Source organism: Aeromonas sp. R4-3, from assembly GCF_040908275.1.
Taxonomy (GTDB): Bacteria; Pseudomonadota; Gammaproteobacteria; order Enterobacterales; family Aeromonadaceae; genus Aeromonas; species Aeromonas rivipollensis.
Genome location: NZ_JBFODK010000023.1, coordinates 114,871 through 133,275, shown reverse-complemented (window position 1 = coordinate 133,275; position 18,405 = coordinate 114,871). Strand labels below are relative to the sequence as shown.

Annotated in this window: 19 protein-coding genes; 12 read left to right on the top strand and 7 right to left on the bottom strand. The window is 59.3% G+C overall.

What is annotated here, in order from left to right; all coding sequences use genetic code 11:
* Positions 1-62: 62 nt before the first annotated feature.
* The 12 genes from mtnN to AB5Y91_RS06720 all read left to right on the top strand — a co-directional run bounded on the left by mtnN (position 63) and on the right by AB5Y91_RS06720 (position 10,881).
* Positions 63-755: a 5'-methylthioadenosine/S-adenosylhomocysteine nucleosidase gene (gene mtnN, locus AB5Y91_RS06775; RefSeq protein ID WP_139744528.1), complete on the top strand. Its 693-nt coding sequence runs from the start codon at positions 63-65 to the stop codon at positions 753-755.
* 26 nt (positions 756-781) lie between these two features.
* A complete protein-coding gene (locus tag AB5Y91_RS06770; protein WP_368169421.1) occupies positions 782-1,714 on the top strand; it encodes a cobalamin biosynthesis protein in 933 nt (310 codons plus the stop codon).
* The gene (locus AB5Y91_RS06765; protein ID WP_368169373.1) at positions 1,707-2,546 is read left to right on the top strand and encodes a cobalamin-binding protein; all 840 of its coding nucleotides are present in this window, start codon (positions 1,707-1,709) and stop codon (positions 2,544-2,546) included. Before AB5Y91_RS06770 ends, AB5Y91_RS06765 begins: the two co-directional genes overlap by 8 nt.
* Positions 2,547-2,652: 106 nt before the next feature.
* On the top strand, positions 2,653-3,657 hold the full coding sequence (pseB, locus tag AB5Y91_RS06760; protein WP_368169372.1) for a UDP-N-acetylglucosamine 4,6-dehydratase (inverting): 1,005 nt from the start codon (positions 2,653-2,655) through the stop codon (positions 3,655-3,657).
* A complete protein-coding gene (gene pseC / locus AB5Y91_RS06755) occupies positions 3,654-4,796 on the top strand; it encodes a UDP-4-amino-4,6-dideoxy-N-acetyl-beta-L-altrosamine transaminase (RefSeq protein WP_368169371.1) in 1,143 nt (380 codons plus the stop codon). Before pseB ends, pseC begins: the two co-directional genes overlap by 4 nt.
* The gene (locus AB5Y91_RS06750) at positions 4,787-5,632 is read left to right on the top strand and encodes an aldo/keto reductase (protein WP_368169370.1); all 846 of its coding nucleotides are present in this window, start codon (positions 4,787-4,789) and stop codon (positions 5,630-5,632) included. The genes pseC and AB5Y91_RS06750 overlap by 10 nt, the downstream gene beginning before the upstream one ends.
* On the top strand, positions 5,629-6,384 hold the full coding sequence (locus AB5Y91_RS06745) for an NTP transferase domain-containing protein (protein WP_368169369.1): 756 nt from the start codon (positions 5,629-5,631) through the stop codon (positions 6,382-6,384). Before AB5Y91_RS06750 ends, AB5Y91_RS06745 begins: the two co-directional genes overlap by 4 nt.
* Entirely contained in the window at positions 6,381-7,670 is a 1,290-nt protein-coding gene (locus AB5Y91_RS06740) for an aminotransferase class III-fold pyridoxal phosphate-dependent enzyme (protein ID WP_368169368.1), read from the top strand. The genes AB5Y91_RS06745 and AB5Y91_RS06740 overlap by 4 nt, the downstream gene beginning before the upstream one ends.
* Complete coding sequence (locus tag AB5Y91_RS06735; RefSeq protein WP_368169367.1) at positions 7,671-8,615, top strand: hypothetical protein; 945 nt, start codon at positions 7,671-7,673, stop codon at positions 8,613-8,615.
* A complete protein-coding gene (gene pseH, locus AB5Y91_RS06730) occupies positions 8,597-9,160 on the top strand; it encodes a UDP-4-amino-4,6-dideoxy-N-acetyl-beta-L-altrosamine N-acetyltransferase (RefSeq protein WP_368169366.1) in 564 nt (187 codons plus the stop codon). The genes AB5Y91_RS06735 and pseH overlap by 19 nt, the downstream gene beginning before the upstream one ends.
* Positions 9,157-10,215 (top strand): pseudaminic acid synthase, encoded by a 1,059-nt coding sequence (gene pseI / locus AB5Y91_RS06725; RefSeq protein WP_368169365.1) that lies wholly within the window; start codon positions 9,157-9,159, stop codon positions 10,213-10,215. Before pseH ends, pseI begins: the two co-directional genes overlap by 4 nt.
* A complete protein-coding gene (locus tag AB5Y91_RS06720) occupies positions 10,216-10,881 on the top strand; it encodes a trans-aconitate 2-methyltransferase (protein WP_368169364.1) in 666 nt (221 codons plus the stop codon).
* Between the two features lie 275 nt (positions 10,882-11,156).
* Here AB5Y91_RS06720 and AB5Y91_RS06715 read toward each other — a convergent pair whose 3' ends face one another.
* The 7 genes from AB5Y91_RS06715 to AB5Y91_RS06685 all read right to left on the bottom strand — a co-directional run bounded on the left by AB5Y91_RS06715 (position 11,157) and on the right by AB5Y91_RS06685 (position 18,351).
* Entirely contained in the window at positions 11,157-13,250 is a 2,094-nt protein-coding gene (locus AB5Y91_RS06715) for a 6-hydroxymethylpterin diphosphokinase MptE-like protein (protein ID WP_368169363.1), read from the bottom strand.
* Positions 13,250-13,522 (bottom strand): hypothetical protein, encoded by a 273-nt coding sequence (locus AB5Y91_RS06710; protein WP_234568610.1) that lies wholly within the window; start codon positions 13,520-13,522, stop codon positions 13,250-13,252. Before AB5Y91_RS06710 ends, AB5Y91_RS06715 begins: the two co-directional genes overlap by 1 nt.
* Before the next feature lie 50 nt (positions 13,523-13,572).
* Positions 13,573-13,995 (bottom strand): flagellar export chaperone FliS, encoded by a 423-nt coding sequence (gene fliS / locus AB5Y91_RS06705; protein WP_025326517.1) that lies wholly within the window; start codon positions 13,993-13,995, stop codon positions 13,573-13,575.
* 20 nt (positions 13,996-14,015) lie between these two features.
* On the bottom strand, positions 14,016-15,410 hold the full coding sequence (fliD, locus tag AB5Y91_RS06700; RefSeq protein ID WP_368169362.1) for a flagellar filament capping protein FliD: 1,395 nt from the start codon (positions 15,408-15,410) through the stop codon (positions 14,016-14,018).
* Positions 15,411-15,441: 31 nt separating this feature from the next.
* Entirely contained in the window at positions 15,442-15,891 is a 450-nt protein-coding gene (locus AB5Y91_RS06695; RefSeq protein ID WP_368169361.1) for a flagellar protein FlaG, read from the bottom strand.
* A 36-nt stretch (positions 15,892-15,927) separates the two neighbouring features.
* On the bottom strand, positions 15,928-16,830 hold the full coding sequence (locus AB5Y91_RS06690; RefSeq protein ID WP_368169360.1) for a flagellin: 903 nt from the start codon (positions 16,828-16,830) through the stop codon (positions 15,928-15,930).
* 615 nt (positions 16,831-17,445) lie between these two features.
* On the bottom strand, positions 17,446-18,351 hold the full coding sequence (locus AB5Y91_RS06685; protein ID WP_368169359.1) for a flagellin: 906 nt from the start codon (positions 18,349-18,351) through the stop codon (positions 17,446-17,448).
* Between the last annotated feature and the right edge of the window lie 54 nt (positions 18,352-18,405).

The window sequence follows — 18,405 nt, the reverse complement described above, 5'->3', positions numbered from 1 at the left end:
CAAGTTTTGTTATCATCCCCGCCAACTTTTCCGGCCCAGCGGCCACAGAGACGAGGTAGATGATGAAAGTAGGTATTATCGGCGCCATGGAGCAGGAAGTTGCCCTGCTGCGCAGCCAGCTGAGTGAACCCACCACCCTGCAACTGGGCGGCTGCGAGTTCTATCAGGGCCGTCTGGCCGGTAAAGAGGTGATCCTGACCCGCTCCGGCATCGGCAAGGTTGCCGCCAGCGTCGCCACCAGCCTGCTGCTGGAGAAATTTGCCCCCGACTGCGTCATCAACACCGGCTCCGCCGGCGGCTTCGCCCAGGATCTGCACATCGGAGACGTGGTCATCGCCAGCGAGATGCGTTTCCACGACGTGGACGTGACCGCCTTCGGTTACGAGATGGGCCAGATGGCCCAGCAGCCCGCCGCCTTCCCCTGCGATGACAAGCTCATCGCCCTGGCCCAGTCCTGCATCGCCGAGCAAGGCAAGCATCAGACCAAGGTCGGCCTCATCTGCACCGGTGATCAGTTTATGTGCAAGCCGGACGCCATCGCCAAAGCCCGGGCCGACTTCCCGCAGATGCTGGCAGTCGAGATGGAAGGGGCCGCCATCGGCCAGGTATGCCACATGTTCAAGGTGCCCTATCTGGTGGTGCGCGCCATGTCCGACATCGCCGGCAAGGAGCAGGTGGAATCCTTCGATGCCTTCATCGAGGTGGCGGGTCAACACTCCGCCGAGGTGATCATGGCGCTGCTCGGCAAGCTGTGATCGACACCATCCCCTGGGACGCCCTGATGACCGCCCTCGCCTCGACGACGGCGGCCATCATGGTGGGTGCCGCCCTGCTCGAGGCCCTGCTGCCCTGGCCCGCCCGTTTCAGGCCCGGCGCCACAGTGCCGCTGCTGACCCGCCTCGGCCACAAGGTGTATCGCCCGGACGGTTCCCCCTGTCAGCAACGCCAGGCGGGGCTGCTGGCCCTGCTGGTGGTCTGGGTGCCCTGCGCCGCCGGCCTCTGGGCGGTGCGCAACCTCTCCCTCTCCGAGCCCCTGTTCGACCTGCTGTTCCTGCTGCTGATGCTGGAATCACGCCCCCTGCGGGAGCTCGCCCAGGCGAGCCGCGCCCTGGCAACCCAGGAGACGCTGGTGGTGGCGAGGTTGCAGGCCGGGAGCTGGCTCAGGCGAGAGACGAGCGCCCTGTCGGTGATGGGATTGAACAAGGCGGTGAGCGAGACCTGCGTGCTGCGCCTGGTCGGCCAGTGGGCCGGCCCCCTGCTGGGCTTTGCCCTGGCCGGGGTGCAAGGGGCCCTGCTCTGGCGCCTCGCCCAGCTGATGAATCAGGCCTGGAGCCCGAAACAGGCGGAGTTCGTCCACTTCGGCCGCGCCGCCAGTGCGCTCTATCAGGGGCTCTGCGCCCCCGCCATACTGCTGCTGGCGCTCCCCCTCGCACTGACCCGGTTGCGCCAGCTTGGGAGCAAGCTGCGCCTTGCCCTGCGCTGGCCCTATCCGGCCATGGGCGGCCTGCTCAGCCTGCTGGCACAGAGCACGGGCTGCCGCCTCGGGGGCCCCCGCTACTACCAGGGCCAGCTGGTGCGCCTCCCGGTATTTGACGAAGGTGCCGAACCCGATGCCACCCTGCCCCGGCGCCTGCTCCATCGCCTGCTGCTGATCGGCTGGGGCTGGCTCGGGCTCTCGCTGCTCCTGACTCTGATGGCACTGACTCATGGCTGACCACTTTCCCCTTCGCGTCCTGTGCCTGTTGCTGTGCCTGCTCGGCTGGCCCCTGTCCGGTGCGGCAGCCACCCCGCAGCGCATCATCAGCCTCACCCCCCACCTGACCGAGCTGCTGTACGACATAGGGGCCGGAGATCGCATAGTCGCAACCGACGATGCCTCCGATTTCCCCCCCGAGGTGGCGCCCCTCCCGCGGGTCGCCAACTACCGCAGCATCAACCTGGAGGCACTGCTGGCCCAGAAGCCGGATCTGGTGGTGGCCTGGCGTTCGGCCCAGTCCCGCATGCTGGCTCCCGTCGAGAAGCTCGGCATCCCCGTCTTCTACTCGGAGCCCACCGACTTTGCCTCCCTGGCCACAGAGATGCGCAGCCTGGGGCGCCTGCTCGGCACCCGGCAGAAGGCCGACCAGCAGGCCGACGCCTATCTGGCCAGGCTGGACGCGCTGAAACAGCGTTACGGCAAGCCCAAGCCGGTCTCGGTCTTCTATCAGCTCTGGTATCCGCCGCTGACCAGCGTCAATGACTCGACCTGGCCGGGCCGCGCCATCAGGCTCTGCGGTGGCCGCAATATCATGGCGGATGCCAGCTCCCCCTACCCCCAGGTCGGGCTGGAGCAGGTGATCAAGGCCAACCCCGGGCTCATCCTGGCCGGCAGCCGGGATCCTGCCGTGCTGGCCCACTGGCGTCAGTGGTCCATGCTGGATGCCGTCAAGCAGCAGCGGCTCGTCCTCATCAACCCCGATGAGCTGCACCGCTTCACCCCGCGGGCCCTCAATGCGGTGGAGCAGCTGTGTGAGGCCATCGCCCGCAGCAAGCCGCCATCGGACTGAGGCCCAGGCTTCACATCGGGCGAGCCCTCCGATGGCTCGCCACAAGATATGGCATAAAATATGCTTTCTATCCTGACAGATACTCACTCCATAACGGGACTATGACATGTTCAACGGAAAAACGATCCTGATCACCGGGGGTACCGGCTCCTTTGGCAAGAAGTTCATCGAGGCTGTCCTCTCCCTGTACACGCCGAGCCGTTTGATCGTCTATTCCCGTGATGAACTCAAGCAATTCGAGATGCAGCAGCGCTTCAACCATCCCTGCATGCGCTACTTCATCGGCGATGTACGCGATGCCGAGCGGCTCAACATGGCCATGCACGGCGTGGACTTCGTGGTCCATGCCGCCGCCCTCAAGCAGGTGCCGGCCGCCGAGTACAACCCCATGGAGTGCATCAAGACCAACGTCGGGGGCGCCGAAAACGTCATCAAGGCGGCGCTCAACAACGGGGTCGAGAAGGTGATAGCCCTCTCCACCGACAAGGCCGCCAACCCGGTCAACCTCTATGGCGCCACCAAGCTCTGCTCAGACAAGCTGTTCGTGGCCGCCAATAATATGGCGGGCAAGCATCCGACCATCTTCTCAGTGGTGCGTTACGGCAACGTGGTGGGATCCCGCGGCTCTGTGGTGCCTTTCTTCGACCGCCTGATCAAGGAGGGGGCCAGCCGCCTGCCCATCACCCATGGGGAGATGACTCGCTTCTGGCTCACCCTGCAACAGGGGGTGGAGTTCGTGCTGACCAACTTCGCCCGCATGAAGGGGGGGGAAGTGTTCGTTCCCAAGATCCCGTCCGTGCGCATCACGGATCTGGCCAGCGCCATGGCCCCCGAGCTGCCCCAGGAGATCATCGGCATACGCCCGGGCGAGAAGCTGCACGAGGTGATGTGCCCGGCCGATGACTCCTACCATACCTATGAGTTCAATGACTATTACGTCATCGCCCCCAGCATCACCTTCACGAGTCGCAACAATGACTTCGCGATCAATGCCCTGGGGGAGCAGGCGACCCTGGTCGAGCCCGGCTTCGAATACAATTCCCTCAATAATCGCCATTTCCTGTCGATAGAGGAATTGAAAACGATGAACCAGCAGGTGCTAGCCGAATGATCCCCTATGGACGCCAATCCATCACAGATGAAGATATCGATGCCGTCGTTGCCGTTCTGAAGTCGGACTATCTAACACAAGGTCAGATGGTCCCCGCCTTTGAACAGGGACTGGCCGACTACTGCCAAGCCCCCCATGTGATCGCCTGCAGCAACGGCACCACTGCCCTGCATCTCGCCTGCGCCACGCTGGAACTGGGCGCGGACGACTGGGTCTGGGTCTCGGCCGTCAGCTTCGTCGCCTCCGCCAACTGTGCCCGCTACTGCGGCGCCCAGGTGGATTTCGTCGACGTGGAGCCCGAGACCGGCAACCTCTGCGTGGCGGCGCTGCGCGAAAAGCTACAAGGCGTCCAGGGCAGCCCTCGCCAGCCCAGGGCCCTTGTCGCCGTGCATCTGGCGGGCCAGCCCTGCGATCTCGCCGAGATTGGCGCCCTGTGCCGGCAATATGGCGTTCACCTCATCGAGGATGCCTGCCATGCCCTGGGAGCCAGCTATCAGGGGGACCCCATCGGCAGCTGTGCCCACAGCGACATGACCGTCTTCAGCTTCCATCCCGTGAAACCCATCACCACGGGGGAAGGTGGCGCAGTGACCACACGCAGTGCCGAACTGGCGGCCAAGCTCCGCCTCTATCGCAGCCATGGCATCACCCGGGACCCCGAGCAACTGAGCGCTCCCACTCCGGGTGGCTGGTACTACGAGCAGCAAGTGCTCGGCTTCAACTACCGCCTGACCGACATCCAGGCAGCGCTGGGCTCAAGCCAGCTCCGCCGCCTGCCCCTGTTTATCGACCTTCGCCAGCAGCTGGCAGCCCGTTACGACGCCCTGCTGGCCAGATTGCCGGTGCAGCCCCTGCGTCAAATGGATGACCGCAGCAACGGCTACCACCTCTATGTGATCCGGGTCGCCGACCGGGATCGGGTGTTTGCACAGCTGAGGGAGGCTGGCATCGGTGTCAACGTCCACTACATGCCCATTCCAGCCCAGCCCTATTACCGTGGTCTGGGCCATGATCCCGCCGATTATCCCGGCGCCCAGGCCTACTACCGACAAGCCATCAGCCTTCCCCTGTTCCCGGCCCTCTCATCAGCCGAGCAGGACAAGGTCGTCGAGGCCCTGGAGCGGGTACTATGCGCCTAGCCTTGGGGACTGTGCAGTTCGGGCTCGCCTATGGCATCAGCAATAGCGCGGGCGAGGTAGCGGATGACGAACTCGACACCATACTGGCCCTGGCGCGCAAGCTGGGCGTGGATACCCTGGACACGGCTCAGGCCTATGGCAAGGCAGAGGCGAGGCTCGGGATGCACAGCACCAACGACTTTCAGCTCATCACCAAGCTGGCACCGGGCATCGACGCCAAAGACGTAGACTCCTATGTGGAGTCCAGCCTGCAACGATTGGGACGCCCCAGGCTGGATGGCTTGCTGCTGCATCGCAGCCAGGATGCCAGCCCTGCCCTGTTCGAGGCGTTGGCGACTCTGCAGCAAGAGGGCAAGGTGGGCAAGACAGGGGTCTCCGTCTACGCCCCCGAGGAGCTGGCACTGTGGCTGGAGCAGGGTTACCCCCTGGAGCTGGTGCAATTGCCTGCCAACCTGCTCGATCAGCGTTTTTTACGCTCGGGCTGGCTCGACCGATTGCAGGACTTGGGGTGTGAAATCCATGTTCGCTCCCTCTTCCTGCAAGGCCTCTTGTTGATGCAGCCGGACCTGCGTCCCGACCATTTTCACCCCTTCAGCGAACAGTTGGCGCGGCTGGATGGGTGGCAGCCCCACAGCTCCCCCCTCCACAAGGCGCTCTCCCTGATCCCGGCCCTGCCCCAAGTGAGCCTCTTCGTGGTAGGGGTCTGTCATGCCCATGAGCTGGCGGCGATCGCGTCGGCCTATGCACATCTGCATCTGTGCCATGACAACGAGCTGGCTGCCCTCGCCTGTGACGAGCCGGCCCTCATCAATCCAGCCTTGTGGAGAACATCATGATCCTCGGTATCCTGCAGGCCAGAGCCGGCTCCAGCCGGCTGCCGGGCAAGGTGCTCAAGCCCCTGCTAGGCGCCCCCATGCTCGCCCGCCAGATTGAACGGCTCAAGCGCTCGGCCAGACTGGATCAGCTGGTGGTCGCCACCAGTGACCAGGCCGACGATCTCGCCATAGCGGCGCTCTGCGCAGAGCTGGATGTTCCCTGTTTTCGCGGCCCCCTGGACGACGTGCTGCAACGCTTTCATCTTGCGGCGCAACCCTTTGGCCCCAGCCAGATTGTCAGGCTCACCGGCGACTGCCCCCTCGCGGATCCCGTCCTCATCGACGAGCTCATCGAGCTTCATCTGACCGGCGGCTACGACTACAGCAGCAACTGCTGGGACCCCAGCTACCCGGACGGACTGGATGCGGAGATCCTGAGCGCCGCCACCCTAGACCTGCTGGCCGAACGCGCGCACACCCCGGCCGAGCGCGAGCATGTGACCTACTACATCCGCCAGCATGCGGATCGGTTCAAGATAGGGACACTGAGCCGCACCCCCAGCCTGGCCCACCTGCGCTGGACAGTGGACGAGCCCGCCGACTTCGAGCTGGTCGAGCAAATCTACCGCCGGCTCTATCCGGTCAAGCCCGCCTTCACCACAGAAGACATCCTCGCCCTGCTGGCGCGGGAGCCGCAACTGGCGACCCTGAACACCCAACACCAGCGCAATGAAGGGCTGGCAACCTCACTGGCCAAGGAGAAGCATTCATGACCTCACGTTATCAGCATTCACTGGCGCTCTCTGCCCGTGCCGAGCAGAGTATTCCTCTGGGCTCCCAGACCTTCTCCAAGAGCCGCCTCTGCTTCCCCCATGGCGCCGCCCCGCTCTTTATCGAGCGCGGCCAGGGCGCCAGGGTGTGGGACGTGGATGGCAACGACTATCTGGACTTTGCCAGCGGTCTGCTGGCCATCAGCCTGGGTTACTGTGACCCGGATGTGAACCAGGCCGTGCTGGAGCAACTCAATCTGGGCTCCATCTTCTCCCTTCCCCATCGGCTGGAAACCGAGGTTGCCGAACAGCTGATCGAGCTGATTCCCTGTGCCGAGATGGTGCGCTTTGGCAAGAACGGCACCGATGCCACCTCCGCCTGCATCCGCCTCTCCCGCGCCGTTACCGGTCGGGAGCGGGTCGCCGTCTGCGGCTACCACGGCTGGCAGGACTGGTACATCGGCTCCACCACTCGCCACCTGGGGGTGCCCGAATGCGTACGCGAACTGACCCATCGCTTCGACTACAACGATCTGGGCTCCCTCAAGGCCCAGCTGGAGGCCCATCCCGGCGAATTTGCCGCCGTGATCCTGGAACCCATGAACGTCGCCTGGCCCACCCCTGAGTTCCTGCCCGGCCTGCGCCAGCTGTGTAACCAGCACGGCGCCCTGCTCATCTTCGATGAGACCATCACCGGCTTTCGCTTCCACCTCGGCGGTGCCCAGACCCTGTTCGGCGTCACGCCGGATCTGGCCGCCTTTGGCAAGGGCATGGCCAACGGTTTCCCCATCTCAGCCGTGGTAGGCCGCCGCCAGTACATGGGCCGCATGGAGGATATCTTCTTCTCCGGCACCTTTGGCGGCGATGCCATCGCCCTGGCGGCAGCCAACGCCGTCATCAAGAAGATGCGCCGGCTCGACGTGCCAGCACGACTGGCCGAGCGGGGCCAGCAACTGCTCGATGGGCTCAACGCACTGCTGCAACAAATAAACGCCCCGAGCTGGCTGCAAAGCGCCGGTCACCCGAGCTGGAGCTTCCTGCTGATCGGCGATTCGGCCAACCACTCCAGCTGGCTGCTGAAAAGCTACTTCATCCAGGAGCTGTGCAAGCGGGGCATTCTCAGCCTCGGCAGCCACAACCTCAACCTCGCCCACAGCGAGCAGGACGTTCACACCCTGTTGAGCGTCTATGCCGAGGTGCTGCCAGCGCTTATCCGTCTGGATGCCGACAAGGCCATTCACCAATCTCTGGATGGCGAGCCGATCCAGCCGGTGTTCAAGGTGCGCTGAGTGCTGCCCCTGTGGATTTTCAGCGAAGGGGACAAGGGGCGGGGTCTGGGTCACCTCAGTCGCTGCAGCGCCTATGCCGCCGCCTGGCGGCAACAGGGCGGCACTGTCCACTGGGTGGTCGAGGGCGATGAGCTGGCCGGCGCCATGCTCAAGGAGGAGTCCGTTCGCTGGGGCAACTGGCAGCAAGAGCCCATCTCCCCGCAGCAGGCGGTCGCCATTGTCGACTCTTATTCGGCTAGCCTGACGACACTGCAGAGCATAGCGGCGGGGTTTGTGCGGGTGATTTACCTCGATGACACCGAGCGCCTGGACTATCCAGAGGGGATGGTGATCCATGCCAGCCCCGGAATCCCAGGCAACAAGTGCGGTGCCGCCATATGGCAGTGGGGACCGGGCTGGCAACCCCTGCGCCCTCCGTTCTGGTCCGTTCCCGCCCGAACCCGGATTCCCGAGCGCATCGAGCGCATCCTGATCATCATGGGGGGAACCGACGTGCGCGACCTGACTCCCGGGTTGGTCACCTGGCTACGCCAGCACTGTCCCGAGGTGGAGCTGGACGTCGTCATCCGGGAACACGATCCGCGACTGTCGGGATGCAGGCAACATTACCGCCTCGATGCCAGCCAGATGGCCGCTCTCATGTGTCGCTGCGATCTGGCCATCAGCAGTGCCGGACAGGTGACCTATGAGCTGGCGCGCTGCGGTCTGCCGGGCCTGCTCATCGGCGTTGTCGACAACCAGGCCAGCCAGCTGGCTGGCTGGTGCGGGCCGGACGCCTTCCTCCCGGGCGGCTGGTGGCATGATGCCGGCTTGCTCTCGCGGCTGGAACAAGGGCTGGCAAGACTGGCAGCACCGGACGAACGCTCCAGACGAGCACACAGGCTGCAAGCGCTGATGGCAGGAAACGGCACCCTGGAGGCCCTCTCATGGCTCAGCCAGAGATAGATCTGCAGCGCCGCTTCGAGCTGGCCGATGTCACCCTCATCCCTTTTTCCATGCTGGACGAGCAGCAGTTAGTGGCGGTCTGGCAGATGCGCAACCATCCGGAGATTGCAGGCTGGATGAACACTGGGGGTGACATCAGCCTGGAGGCGCATCGCGCCTTCATGGCACGTCAACACCAGGAAACCCGCAACCTGAACTATCTCTGCCAGGACCCTCAAGGGATCCTGGGGGTACTCTCCCTGCACCGGCTGGACTGGCACAATCGCCTGGCCTGGCTCGGGATCTATCGCAATCCCTGGCGCAGCGAGAAACGGCTTGGCGCGCGCCTGCTGACCGCCGTCAACCGGCTCGCCTTCGACGTCGCCCATCTGCACACCCTCAAGCTGGAGGTCGCGGCGGACAATGAAAGAGCCATTCAAGCCTATCTGAGAGCAGGCTTTCGCCATGAAGGCGCCTGGCGGGAGGCGGTCTATCGCCCCCAAACAACAAACCATGTCGATCTCGTGCTGATGGGGATCACCGAACAGGAGTGGACACATTCATGACCCAAGCCAAGGCGAGCGCCATCAATCCGGATCGCTGCTTCATCATCGCCGAACTGTCTGCCAACCATGGCCACTCCCTGGAGACGGCGCTGGCGACGGTACGCGCGGCCAAGGCATGTGGTGCCGATGCCATCAAGATCCAGACCTACACGGCCGACACCATCACCCTGGATTGCGACAATGAGTATTTCCAGATCAATCAGGGCACCATCTGGGATGGCACCACGCTCTACAAGCTCTATCAGGAGGCCTATACCCCCTGGGAGTGGCATGCCGCCATCCAGGCCGAGGCGCAGAAAGAGGGGCTGCTCTTCTTCTCCACCCCCTTTGATGTGACCGCGGTCGATTTTCTGGAAGACCTCGATGTCCCCCTCTACAAGATCGCCTCGTTTGAAATCACCGACATTCCCCTGATCGAATACACAGCCAGCAAGGGCAAGCCGATGATCATCTCGACCGGCATCGCGACCCTGGCCGATATCGATGCCGCCGTGCAGGCCTGCCGCCGCATGGGCAATCAGGATATTACCCTGCTCAAGTGCACCTCCTCCTACCCCGCCCCGGTGGAGGAGGCCAACCTGCTCACCATTCCCAATATGCGACAGACATTCGGGGTGAAGGTAGGATTGTCCGACCATACCCTGGGAGAGGCCGTGGCCATGGCCGCCACGGCGCTGGGGGCTCGCGTGATTGAAAAACACTTTATTCTGGATCGCGCCCTGGGTGGGCCGGACGCCTCCTTCTCCATGACACCGAACGAGTTCTGCCATATGGTCGACGGGATCAGGCAGGTTGAAGCAGCCCTGGGGGAGGTCTGCTACAGCCTCAATGACAAGGCGATGGCAAACCGGCACTTCTCCCGCTCACTCTTCGTCTGTGAGCCGATGAAAGCCGGAGAGGTCTTTACCTCCCGCAATGTCCGCTCCGTCCGACCTGCGGATGGATTACCCCCGGTTCACCTCCCCTCCCTGCTGGGTCGCCGTGCAAGCCAGGATATTCAGGCTGGCACACCGCTGGCATGGCCATTGATTGCCCAAGTTGCCGAGGAGCAGTAGATGCAACAGAAAAACGTCTTCATGGCCCGGGAAGGGAACGAGTGGTACGAGCGCAACAAGGCCGCCATCCTCGAGAAATCTCTGGCGAGTGACCCCATCTTCAAGGCGCTGGAATACCTGGGCAGCAAACCTGCCAGGATCCTGGAGATAGGCTGTGCCAACGGCTGGCGGCTGGCGCAGCTGGCCGAGCACTACGACGCCCGTTGCTATGGGGTGGATCCGTCCGCCAGCGCCATCCAAGATGGGCTCTCCCGCTATCCAGGGTTGCAGCTCACTGTGGGAACAGCCGACAGCCTGCCCGAAATAGAACCGGTCGATCTCATCATCTTCGGCTTCTGCCTCTATCTGTGCGATCCCCAGGATCTGTTCAGGATTGCCGCCGGCAGTGATGCCCTGCTGACGGATCGGGGCCTCATGACCATACTGGATTTCAACCCCCCGGCCGGCCACTATCGCAACGACTATCAGCATCACGCCAATCTCTTCAGCTACAAGATGAATTACGGAGAGTTGTTTGGCTGGCACCCGGGCTACCATCGCCTGTTTGAACACGTGCAGCATCACGACGGTGGCGCCGAACTTGAGCCGGATGCGCTGATCTCGGTGCAGATCCTGCGAAAAGATGTACGCCTGCTCGCGGCACAGAATCCTTATCCCAAGGGATAAAAAAACACCGGCCCAAGGGCCTAATGCAAGTCAGTTAAGCGAATTTGAGTCCCAACCCGCGTGGTATAAGAGCTAAAAAGCGAGGGAGGCATGATGCCTCCCTCTTACTATTGAATGCCAGTCAGGGGAAGGGTTTCAGTCATATTGACCCTCTAACCTTGGAACAACTCTGAATATTCAAATTAACGAACATTCAGTCAAAAAGGTGTTTGACTGTTCGCTATTATCCCCTTGGAACTGTGCTTTTTGTCTAAAAAAGGTTATAGACAGAGTATCTAACTTTTCTTTCTAAACAGAGCCATCAGTTCATTGTCATTCATATCTACACTGTCGAGCGCCTTGGGATACATGTCTCTGACTTTCGCCAAGAACTCCAGCCAGAGTTCGATGGCCGGCTTCATCAGCACCAGCGTCTCTTCCTCCCCCTCGAAGGAGTAGAGAATGGAGCTCAGCAGGGTAAATACATAGTTCATCGAACCTATCATGACTTGTGCAATATGCTGCTGTCGTGTAGCAGAAATCTGGGCAAGATAGCCAAAGTTGCGCAGCATCAGCTGATTTATCTCATTGCGAGATGTGAAGTCTTGTTGCCATTCGGCCACCATCTTGTCGATGAAGATATTAAAGAACTCGATATCCAGCAACGACTCGACATCCTGCTTTGACAAGGAAATTGGTGCACACAAGGCAACTATTTCCCCGAGCAGAGCGGATTTTTCAACCGGGATAGAGAGGTTTATCTCGGCACTGGGCAGGGCCCTCGCCTTCTCTATCTTGGCGCCATCGCTGCAATTGAAACAGCGTACATCTTCGTTGGTGGCCAGTACTTGCTCCATCACCCGCCGCGAGGTATCAAACATGGCATTGCTGATCACCATGCCGCCAAAATTCCCTTCCCGTTGCCACAAACTATCGCCATACATCATCTCGCCCAGCGCCCCCGCACTCTCCTCGTTGTTATAGTACGAGCTGAGTTTGGAATGATGGTGCCCCTTGTGCTTGTAGCCGTTATCCAGACCGAACAGATACAGGTTTTTAAAGCCAAGGTGGATGGGGGCACTGACACCTATATTGCCCACCAGGGGGTTCACCCCACCGAGGGCGGCGCAGGCGTTCAAATGGGGAAAGTAATTATGGTAGATCGCCGCCCCGGGCTCGCTGAGTTTGAATGCAAGCACTGATTGATTGAATAGCGAAGCACAATCGGGGTGAATGACATCCGTACTCAAGAACAGGACATCGCGCAGGTAATCAGGATCATTCAAGTTGACCAGGAAGTCATAGACTATCTTGGTCCGCTCCGTTTCAACGTGAATGTCCGGCTTGATGCCGACCTTGTGCAAGGCTGAAATGGCGCTGCCACAGGAGATAATTAGGGCCTTGTCTTTGTTTTTCTCGATGACAGCAATGGCATCATCCAGCGAGGGGCCATTGGCAATAATAAAGACAGGTGTCCGAGAATAACCAGCGGGGACCTTTCCTCCCTTTTTCAAAAAGGGCACAGCACGCTCGATATTATTGATGGTGTGAGACAGGGCGATCAGATTGTCATCGAAGAAGCCCCACCCCATGACCAGCAGATAATATTCCTGCTGCACCTTCTCTATCAGCTTTCTTATCCTCTCGTTCTGATAACCCCACATGATGAAAGCGTTGGCGATCAGGAAAGAGCCGCGGCTGTGAATGGCCGAAGCAAAATCCTTGACAATGGTTTCTTCATCCTGCCCCAGCAAAATATGCAGCCCCAGATTCTCCTGATGCAGATAAGTCAGCAATGGCGCCCAGTCGAAGCAGAACAAGGAGGCGTAGAAGAGATCCAGGTCCGGCTCAAACAGGAAGAGAGTACCGATCTTGCATCTTTCATAGAGATAACCGAGGTGATACCCCAGACCCACCCCGAAGATAAGGGCACTCGGTACCTCATGGGGCACCTGGCCGAGCATTTTTTCCCGCGTAGAAATGTCGTCAAGATAGGCATTGAGCCTGTTGAGATAATCGACATGCACGAAACCTATCGCATTAGCCTCCTGGCTGAAGGAGAACCTGGACAAGCCCCCCTTCTCCATGAACTCCTTCACCAGCGTCTCACAGATGAGATAAGGTTCGGCGCCGTACACGGCGACATCATCGTCGAGCCAGGTCAGATTGGGTTGACCGTTTTCATTGCAGAAGAACTTGAACGGACGGGCAGGCTGATAGCCCTCATACATGTCGGCGATATGGGGAATATATTGGCGAAACGCGGCCATATTTTGTGCAAAGCGAAGGGGCAACGCCACCTTCATGGCAGCTTCCTGCTCCGCTTGCTGCTGAAGTCGCAGTGCATCCTGTTCCGCTTTTATCAGGGTTGCATCAATATTGACTGGCATCAGAACTCCTTGCTGTTTGCACGATACGCTTGCCCGGCCCTGCTGGCTTTCCCAACGTGAGTCAGCTGTTCGAAGATGGCGTGATGATGGCTGGCTGCCAGGGCTTTCGTGCTCTCTTCTTGAATGGACAGTTCGCCAGCCAGTGCCGCAACAGCCTGTTGTTGTTCAGGGTCATCTTGAGCAAACTGCACCAGACGACCTATCAACGCCAGCCGCTCATCCATGCAGAGCAGGGCCTCATCATATTGCTGCTGCTGCAATAGTGCGTCCATCAAGCGGGTATTTTCCCGCAGTGCGTCATCGAGCTCGGTGAGAGTGGCTCTCACAGCTCACCCAGCTGCTGTCTCATCTGAAAACCTTGCTGTTTTTCAGCTTCAGGCAATTGATCCCAACCGGATTTGATGGTCAGCATCAGTCCCATGACCTCGTCGAGGGGGGCAATGTCCCGTGCCAGACTGGCATCCCAGATACGTTCGTCCATATAGGCGTAAAGCCCATACAGGTCTTCTGCCATGGCGCCCTGACTCATATCCAGCGCATCCTGCAAACCATGCAGTAATCCCTGCGCCTTGGAGATGGCAACCGATTTGGCTTCCATGTCCTGGCGTTCGATGGCGCCCTTGGCTTGTGCCAGGCGTTCCAGGCAACCCTGCATCATCAATTGAATGACACGGTGAGGATCCGCCGTGGCCAGATCGGCTGCGAGGTTGCCCGCGGTATAGGCTTTGATATTGCGCTTGTACATATTTCAATACTCTCGATCTATCAAGATTTCTGATAATTCGTCTGCAGGCTGGACAATGCAGAGGCCGAGTTGTTCATCTTGACCAGCAAGGCATCCAGGCTGCCATATTGGGCACGCAGTGAGGCTTCATATTTTGCCAATTGTGCACTGGCCGTTGCGGTTTTCTGGGTAAGCGCACGTAAGTCCGAGTTCAAGACATCTTCTCGTTGTGCCAGCATGCCACCGCTCTTGGTATATTCTTTCAAGCCGGTATTCAAGGTGCCCGCCAGGCCCTTCTCTCCACCAAACAGCGCCACAACCTGATCGAAGTTCTTGTCGACGGCTTCGCCAAACTTCGTCTTGTCAAGGGACAGCTTGCCCTTGTTGTCCATCTTGATACCGACCTCGAAGATGGTGGAGTAGGTACCGCTGTTCTGGGAAGGGCTGACCAGCAGATTGCTCATGAATGATTCGATGGCTCTTGTGGTTGAGTCACCGGCCAGGGCGCCGCCATCGTCCTGCTTCACACCACCCACGAAGGTGTTGCGTTTGCCCAGGGTATTCATCTTGTCTTGCAGGGTGTTGTAACCATCCACGAACTGCTGGACAAGCTCCTGGATAGAGGTCTTGTCGGTCGTGATATCGACCTTGTTTGCCTTGAGATCCCCCGCACTGTCTTTATCCGACACGCGCAGCACAGTCACCTTGAGGTCCTGGATAGAGTCATCAAAGGTATTGGTGTCGCTCTTGAGGACGTTGCCATCCACGGAAATCTCAGCACTGCTGGCAGCCCGGGTCTGGTTCATGACACCGCCCCCCGACTCGAAGATGGCGAGCTCCGCTGTATCCCCGGTGATGGTCAGGTCCTTGCCATCGCCCGAGATGCCGGAATCGATCACCAGCTTGGCCTTGCCATCCGCCGTGTTGACTATGTTGGCGCTGAGGCCGAAGTTGTCGCCATTGCTGTTGATGCTCTTGCGAATGTCTTGCAGGGTATCGCCCGCTTTCACATCCACCTTGAACGTCTTGTCGCCGGCCTTGAAGGTCAGTTGCCCATCCTGGGTGACCAGGGAGGTGGTGGAACTATCGAAAATGCCTTCCTGACGACTCGTTTCCGCCAACTTATTGACGATGATGTTGTATTGCCCATTTGAGGCGCCAGACTTGCTCTCCACCTTCAGTATGGGGTCGTCTTTGCTCTGGGTAATGTTGATGGCGCGTTTGTTGAAAGCACCGGAGGCACTCAGCTTGTCGAGGATGTCGGTGAAGGCAGAGATGGAGGATTTCAGCTGACCTATGCCAGACAAGGTGATCTGGGTACTGTTTTGTTTGGTGACGATCGGTTGTTGCAACTGGGCTTTTTTCGCTGCCACACTCGCCGATATCACACTTTCAAGATCGAGCCCGGATCCCGCCCCCGCAGAGGTAATTGCCATACATCCTCCTGTCTATCGACTTAAAATTGGGTCACACCTGACCATCGAACAGCAGCCCGGAGAGACCGGAGCCATTGCCATTCGCCTGATCCATGGATTGCAACCTCTTGCTTATCAAGAGCATTTCCTCGCTCGGGATCTGACGGATAACCTGCTTGGTCTCCGCATCTATTACCTTGATCACCGGCTGGTCAAATTCGGGGACCAGACTGAAATTGATGGTCCATCCCTTCAACTTGCTCAAATCGTCCAATCTTTCTTGCAATTCCTGGGCCTGTTTTTCCATATAGGCCTTGTCCATACGCGGCTCTGACACCTTGGCCTGTGCCTGTGATGTCTTGGCTGTCGGCTCGACACTTGTCTGTTCGGCCAGTTCCTCTCCGCTGGATGTGGGTGGAGAAACAGCCATGGCGGCCTGGGGGCCGCCATGTTGAGTCAGCGTCGAAGTAACAGAAGGCATGGCTATCGATTCATTGGCCATCTGCTGCTCCTCATATCAATTGACGGTTGAACCGACTTAGCCCAGCAGCGACAGCGCCGACTGCGGACGCTGGTTGGCCTGGGCCAGTATGCTGGACGCGGCCTGTTGCAGAATGTTCTGCTTGGTCATGTTGGCAGTTTCGGTCGCAAAGTCCGCATCACGGATACGAGAGCGCGCTGCGCTGACGTTTTCCGAGATATTGGTCTGGTTGCGAATGGTCGAATCCAGCCGGTTTTGTACCGCACCCAGTTCGGCACGCTTGCCATCAACTACGGTCAGCATGGAGTCAACCGCAGCAAGAACATTCTGAGCATTGGTCTGAGTGCTGATACTGATGCCACCGGCTGCAGCCCCGTTTGTAAAAATCAGTGTTACTGCTAGAGCCCCTCCACTCGCCCCCATAATAGTGGTATTTGCTGCTGCCGCAATTCCAGAAATGCTGAAACCTGCGGACTGATTCAAACTAAAACCAATGGTCTGGTTGGCATCCGCACCCACCTGGAAACTACCGCTGTAGTTGCCATCCAGCAGCTTGGTGCCGGCAAAAGTAGTGTCTTGGGAAATACGGTTAATCTCGGAGCCCAGCTGATCCACTTCCTTCTGCAAGGCCTCCCGATCCTTGGCGGAGTTGGAGCCGTTGGCAGACTGCTGAGCCAGGGTACGCATGCGCTGCAGCATGCCGGTCACTTCGTCCATGGCCCCTTCTGCGGTCTGCGCCAGGGAGATGCCGTCGTTGGCGTTGCGGTTGCCCTGATCCAGGCCATTGATCTGAGAGGTCAGACGGTTGGAGATCTGCAGACCGGCCGCGTCGTCCTTGGCGCTGTTGATACGCAGACCGGATGCCAGGCGCGTGTATGAGGTATCCAACGACTTGGTGGTGTTCATCAAGTTACGCTGGGCGTTCAATGATGAAGTGTTGGTATTGATAAACATGGCCATAAAAGATTTCTCCTGATGAACAAGAAACTGCGGGCTCTGTTTGCATCTATGCAGCCAGGATCCCACCGTTCAGATGGACAGATTGAACGGTCTGTTCCATCTGGCGGGTCCCTTGTTTGAACGGACATTGGACCCGCAGTTGCGCAAATGCTGGTTTTCCGAACACCCCACAATTTGCTTCACCCTTTGTAGCGGCAGTCCCATCAGAAGCTTTAGGACATTTATTGCCGCTCTCATCAACAAAGAGGCAAATGCCTTCCGCTCAGAGGCTGATGGCTGTTAATCAGGCTATTGGTCGCTCTCGTCCAGAGCAGGCGGCTTCTGTTCATATTGGACTCAGGCCAGAAAGTTCAACTGGCATAGTTTATGCTGGATACTTCTCGCCGCCACTTTTCTGGCGCCAATAAAAAGGCCGACAGATAGTCGGCCATTGAAGAGTTTATGCTCAGGAGAACCTCCTCGAGAGTGGCAGAGTGAACGACTGCACAACACTCGAGGAGATACACCAACAAGATAATCTCTCTTTCGATAGGACAAGGCGTAAATCCGAACACCCCATTGTTCCATCTTTTCTTACCAGGGCGGCCTGAACAACCGCCCTGTTCTTTTTGCTGATTAGCCCAGCAGTGACAGGGCAGACTGCGGACGCTGGTTGGCCTGGGCCAGGATGCTGGAAGCCGCCTGTTGCAGGATGTTCTGCTTGGTCATGTTGGCGGTCTCAGTCGCAAAATCTGCATCACGGATACGGGAGCGGGCGGCACTGACGTTTTCCGAGATATTGGCCTGGTTGCGGATGGTCGAATCCAACCGGTTTTGTACCGCACCCAGCTCGGCACGTTTGCCATCCACCACACCCAGCATGGAGTCAACGGCTGCCAGCACGTTTTGGGCGTTGCTCTGACTGCTGATGCTGATACCACCTGGGGTTGAGCCACTGGTAAAGATGGTTGAAACCGCGGCGACGATAGAGCCAGCAGGACCACTGGTAAAATTGGATGCAGCCGTCGCAATTCCTGAAATGCTGAAGCCGCCAGCCTGACTCAAACTAAAACCTATGGTCTGGTTGGCATCGGCCCCCACCTGGAAGGTTCCGCCATAATTGCCATCCAGCAGCTTGGTACCCGCGAAGGTGGTATCGGTAGAGATACGGTTGATTTCAGACCCCAGCTGATCCACTTCCTTCTGCAGGGCTTCGCGATCCTTGGCGGAGTTGGAACCGTTAGCAGATTGCTGGGCCAGGGTACGCATACGCTGCAGCATACCGGTCACTTCATCCATGGCCCCTTCTGCGGTCTGCGCCAGGGAGATGCCGTCGTTGGCGTTGCGGTTGCCCTGATCCAGGCCGTTGACCTGAGAGGTCAGACGGTTGGAGATCTGCAGACCGGCCGCATCGTCCTTGGCGCTGTTGATGCGCAGGCCGGAGGCCAGGCGCGTGTATGAGGTATCCAACGACTTGGTGGTGTTCATCAAGTTACGCTGAGCGTTCAATGATGAAGTGTTGGTATTGATAAACATGGCCATAAAAGATTTCTCCTGATGAACAAGAAACTGCGGGCTCTGCTTGCGTCAGTGCAG

Excerpts from the sequence above, each read along its gene's own strand:
- AB5Y91_RS06765 (WP_368169373.1), top strand. The coding sequence starts at position 1,707 with ATGGCTGACCACTTTCCCCTTCGCGTCCTGTGCCTGTTGCTGTGCCTG.
- AB5Y91_RS06745 (WP_368169369.1), top strand. The coding sequence starts at position 5,629 with ATGATCCTCGGTATCCTGCAGGCCAGAGCCGGCTCCAGCCGGCTGCCG.
- fliS (WP_025326517.1), bottom strand. The coding sequence starts at position 13,995 with ATGTACAAGCGCAATATCAAAGCCTATACCGCGGGCAACCTCGCAGCC.
- pseI (WP_368169365.1), top strand. The coding sequence starts at position 9,157 with ATGACCCAAGCCAAGGCGAGCGCCATCAATCCGGATCGCTGCTTCATC.
- AB5Y91_RS06770 (WP_368169421.1), top strand. The coding sequence starts at position 782 with ATGACCGCCCTCGCCTCGACGACGGCGGCCATCATGGTGGGTGCCGCC.
- pseC (WP_368169371.1), top strand. The coding sequence starts at position 3,654 with ATGATCCCCTATGGACGCCAATCCATCACAGATGAAGATATCGATGCC.
- mtnN (WP_139744528.1), top strand. The coding sequence starts at position 63 with ATGAAAGTAGGTATTATCGGCGCCATGGAGCAGGAAGTTGCCCTGCTG.
- AB5Y91_RS06710 (WP_234568610.1), bottom strand. The coding sequence starts at position 13,522 with ATGGACGCACTATTGCAGCAGCAGCAATATGATGAGGCCCTGCTCTGC.
- AB5Y91_RS06715 (WP_368169363.1), bottom strand. The coding sequence starts at position 13,250 with ATGCCAGTCAATATTGATGCAACCCTGATAAAAGCGGAACAGGATGCA.
- AB5Y91_RS06685 (WP_368169359.1), bottom strand. The coding sequence starts at position 18,351 with ATGGCCATGTTTATCAATACCAACACTTCATCATTGAACGCTCAGCGT.
- AB5Y91_RS06740 (WP_368169368.1), top strand. The coding sequence starts at position 6,381 with ATGACCTCACGTTATCAGCATTCACTGGCGCTCTCTGCCCGTGCCGAG.
- AB5Y91_RS06690 (WP_368169360.1), bottom strand. The coding sequence starts at position 16,830 with ATGGCCATGTTTATCAATACCAACACTTCATCATTGAACGCCCAGCGT.
- AB5Y91_RS06720 (WP_368169364.1), top strand. The coding sequence starts at position 10,216 with ATGCAACAGAAAAACGTCTTCATGGCCCGGGAAGGGAACGAGTGGTAC.
- AB5Y91_RS06750 (WP_368169370.1), top strand. The coding sequence starts at position 4,787 with ATGCGCCTAGCCTTGGGGACTGTGCAGTTCGGGCTCGCCTATGGCATC.
- AB5Y91_RS06695 (WP_368169361.1), bottom strand. The coding sequence starts at position 15,891 with ATGGCCAATGAATCGATAGCCATGCCTTCTGTTACTTCGACGCTGACT.
- pseH (WP_368169366.1), top strand. The coding sequence starts at position 8,597 with ATGGCTCAGCCAGAGATAGATCTGCAGCGCCGCTTCGAGCTGGCCGAT.
- pseB (WP_368169372.1), top strand. The coding sequence starts at position 2,653 with ATGTTCAACGGAAAAACGATCCTGATCACCGGGGGTACCGGCTCCTTT.
- fliD (WP_368169362.1), bottom strand. The coding sequence starts at position 15,410 with ATGGCAATTACCTCTGCGGGGGCGGGATCCGGGCTCGATCTTGAAAGT.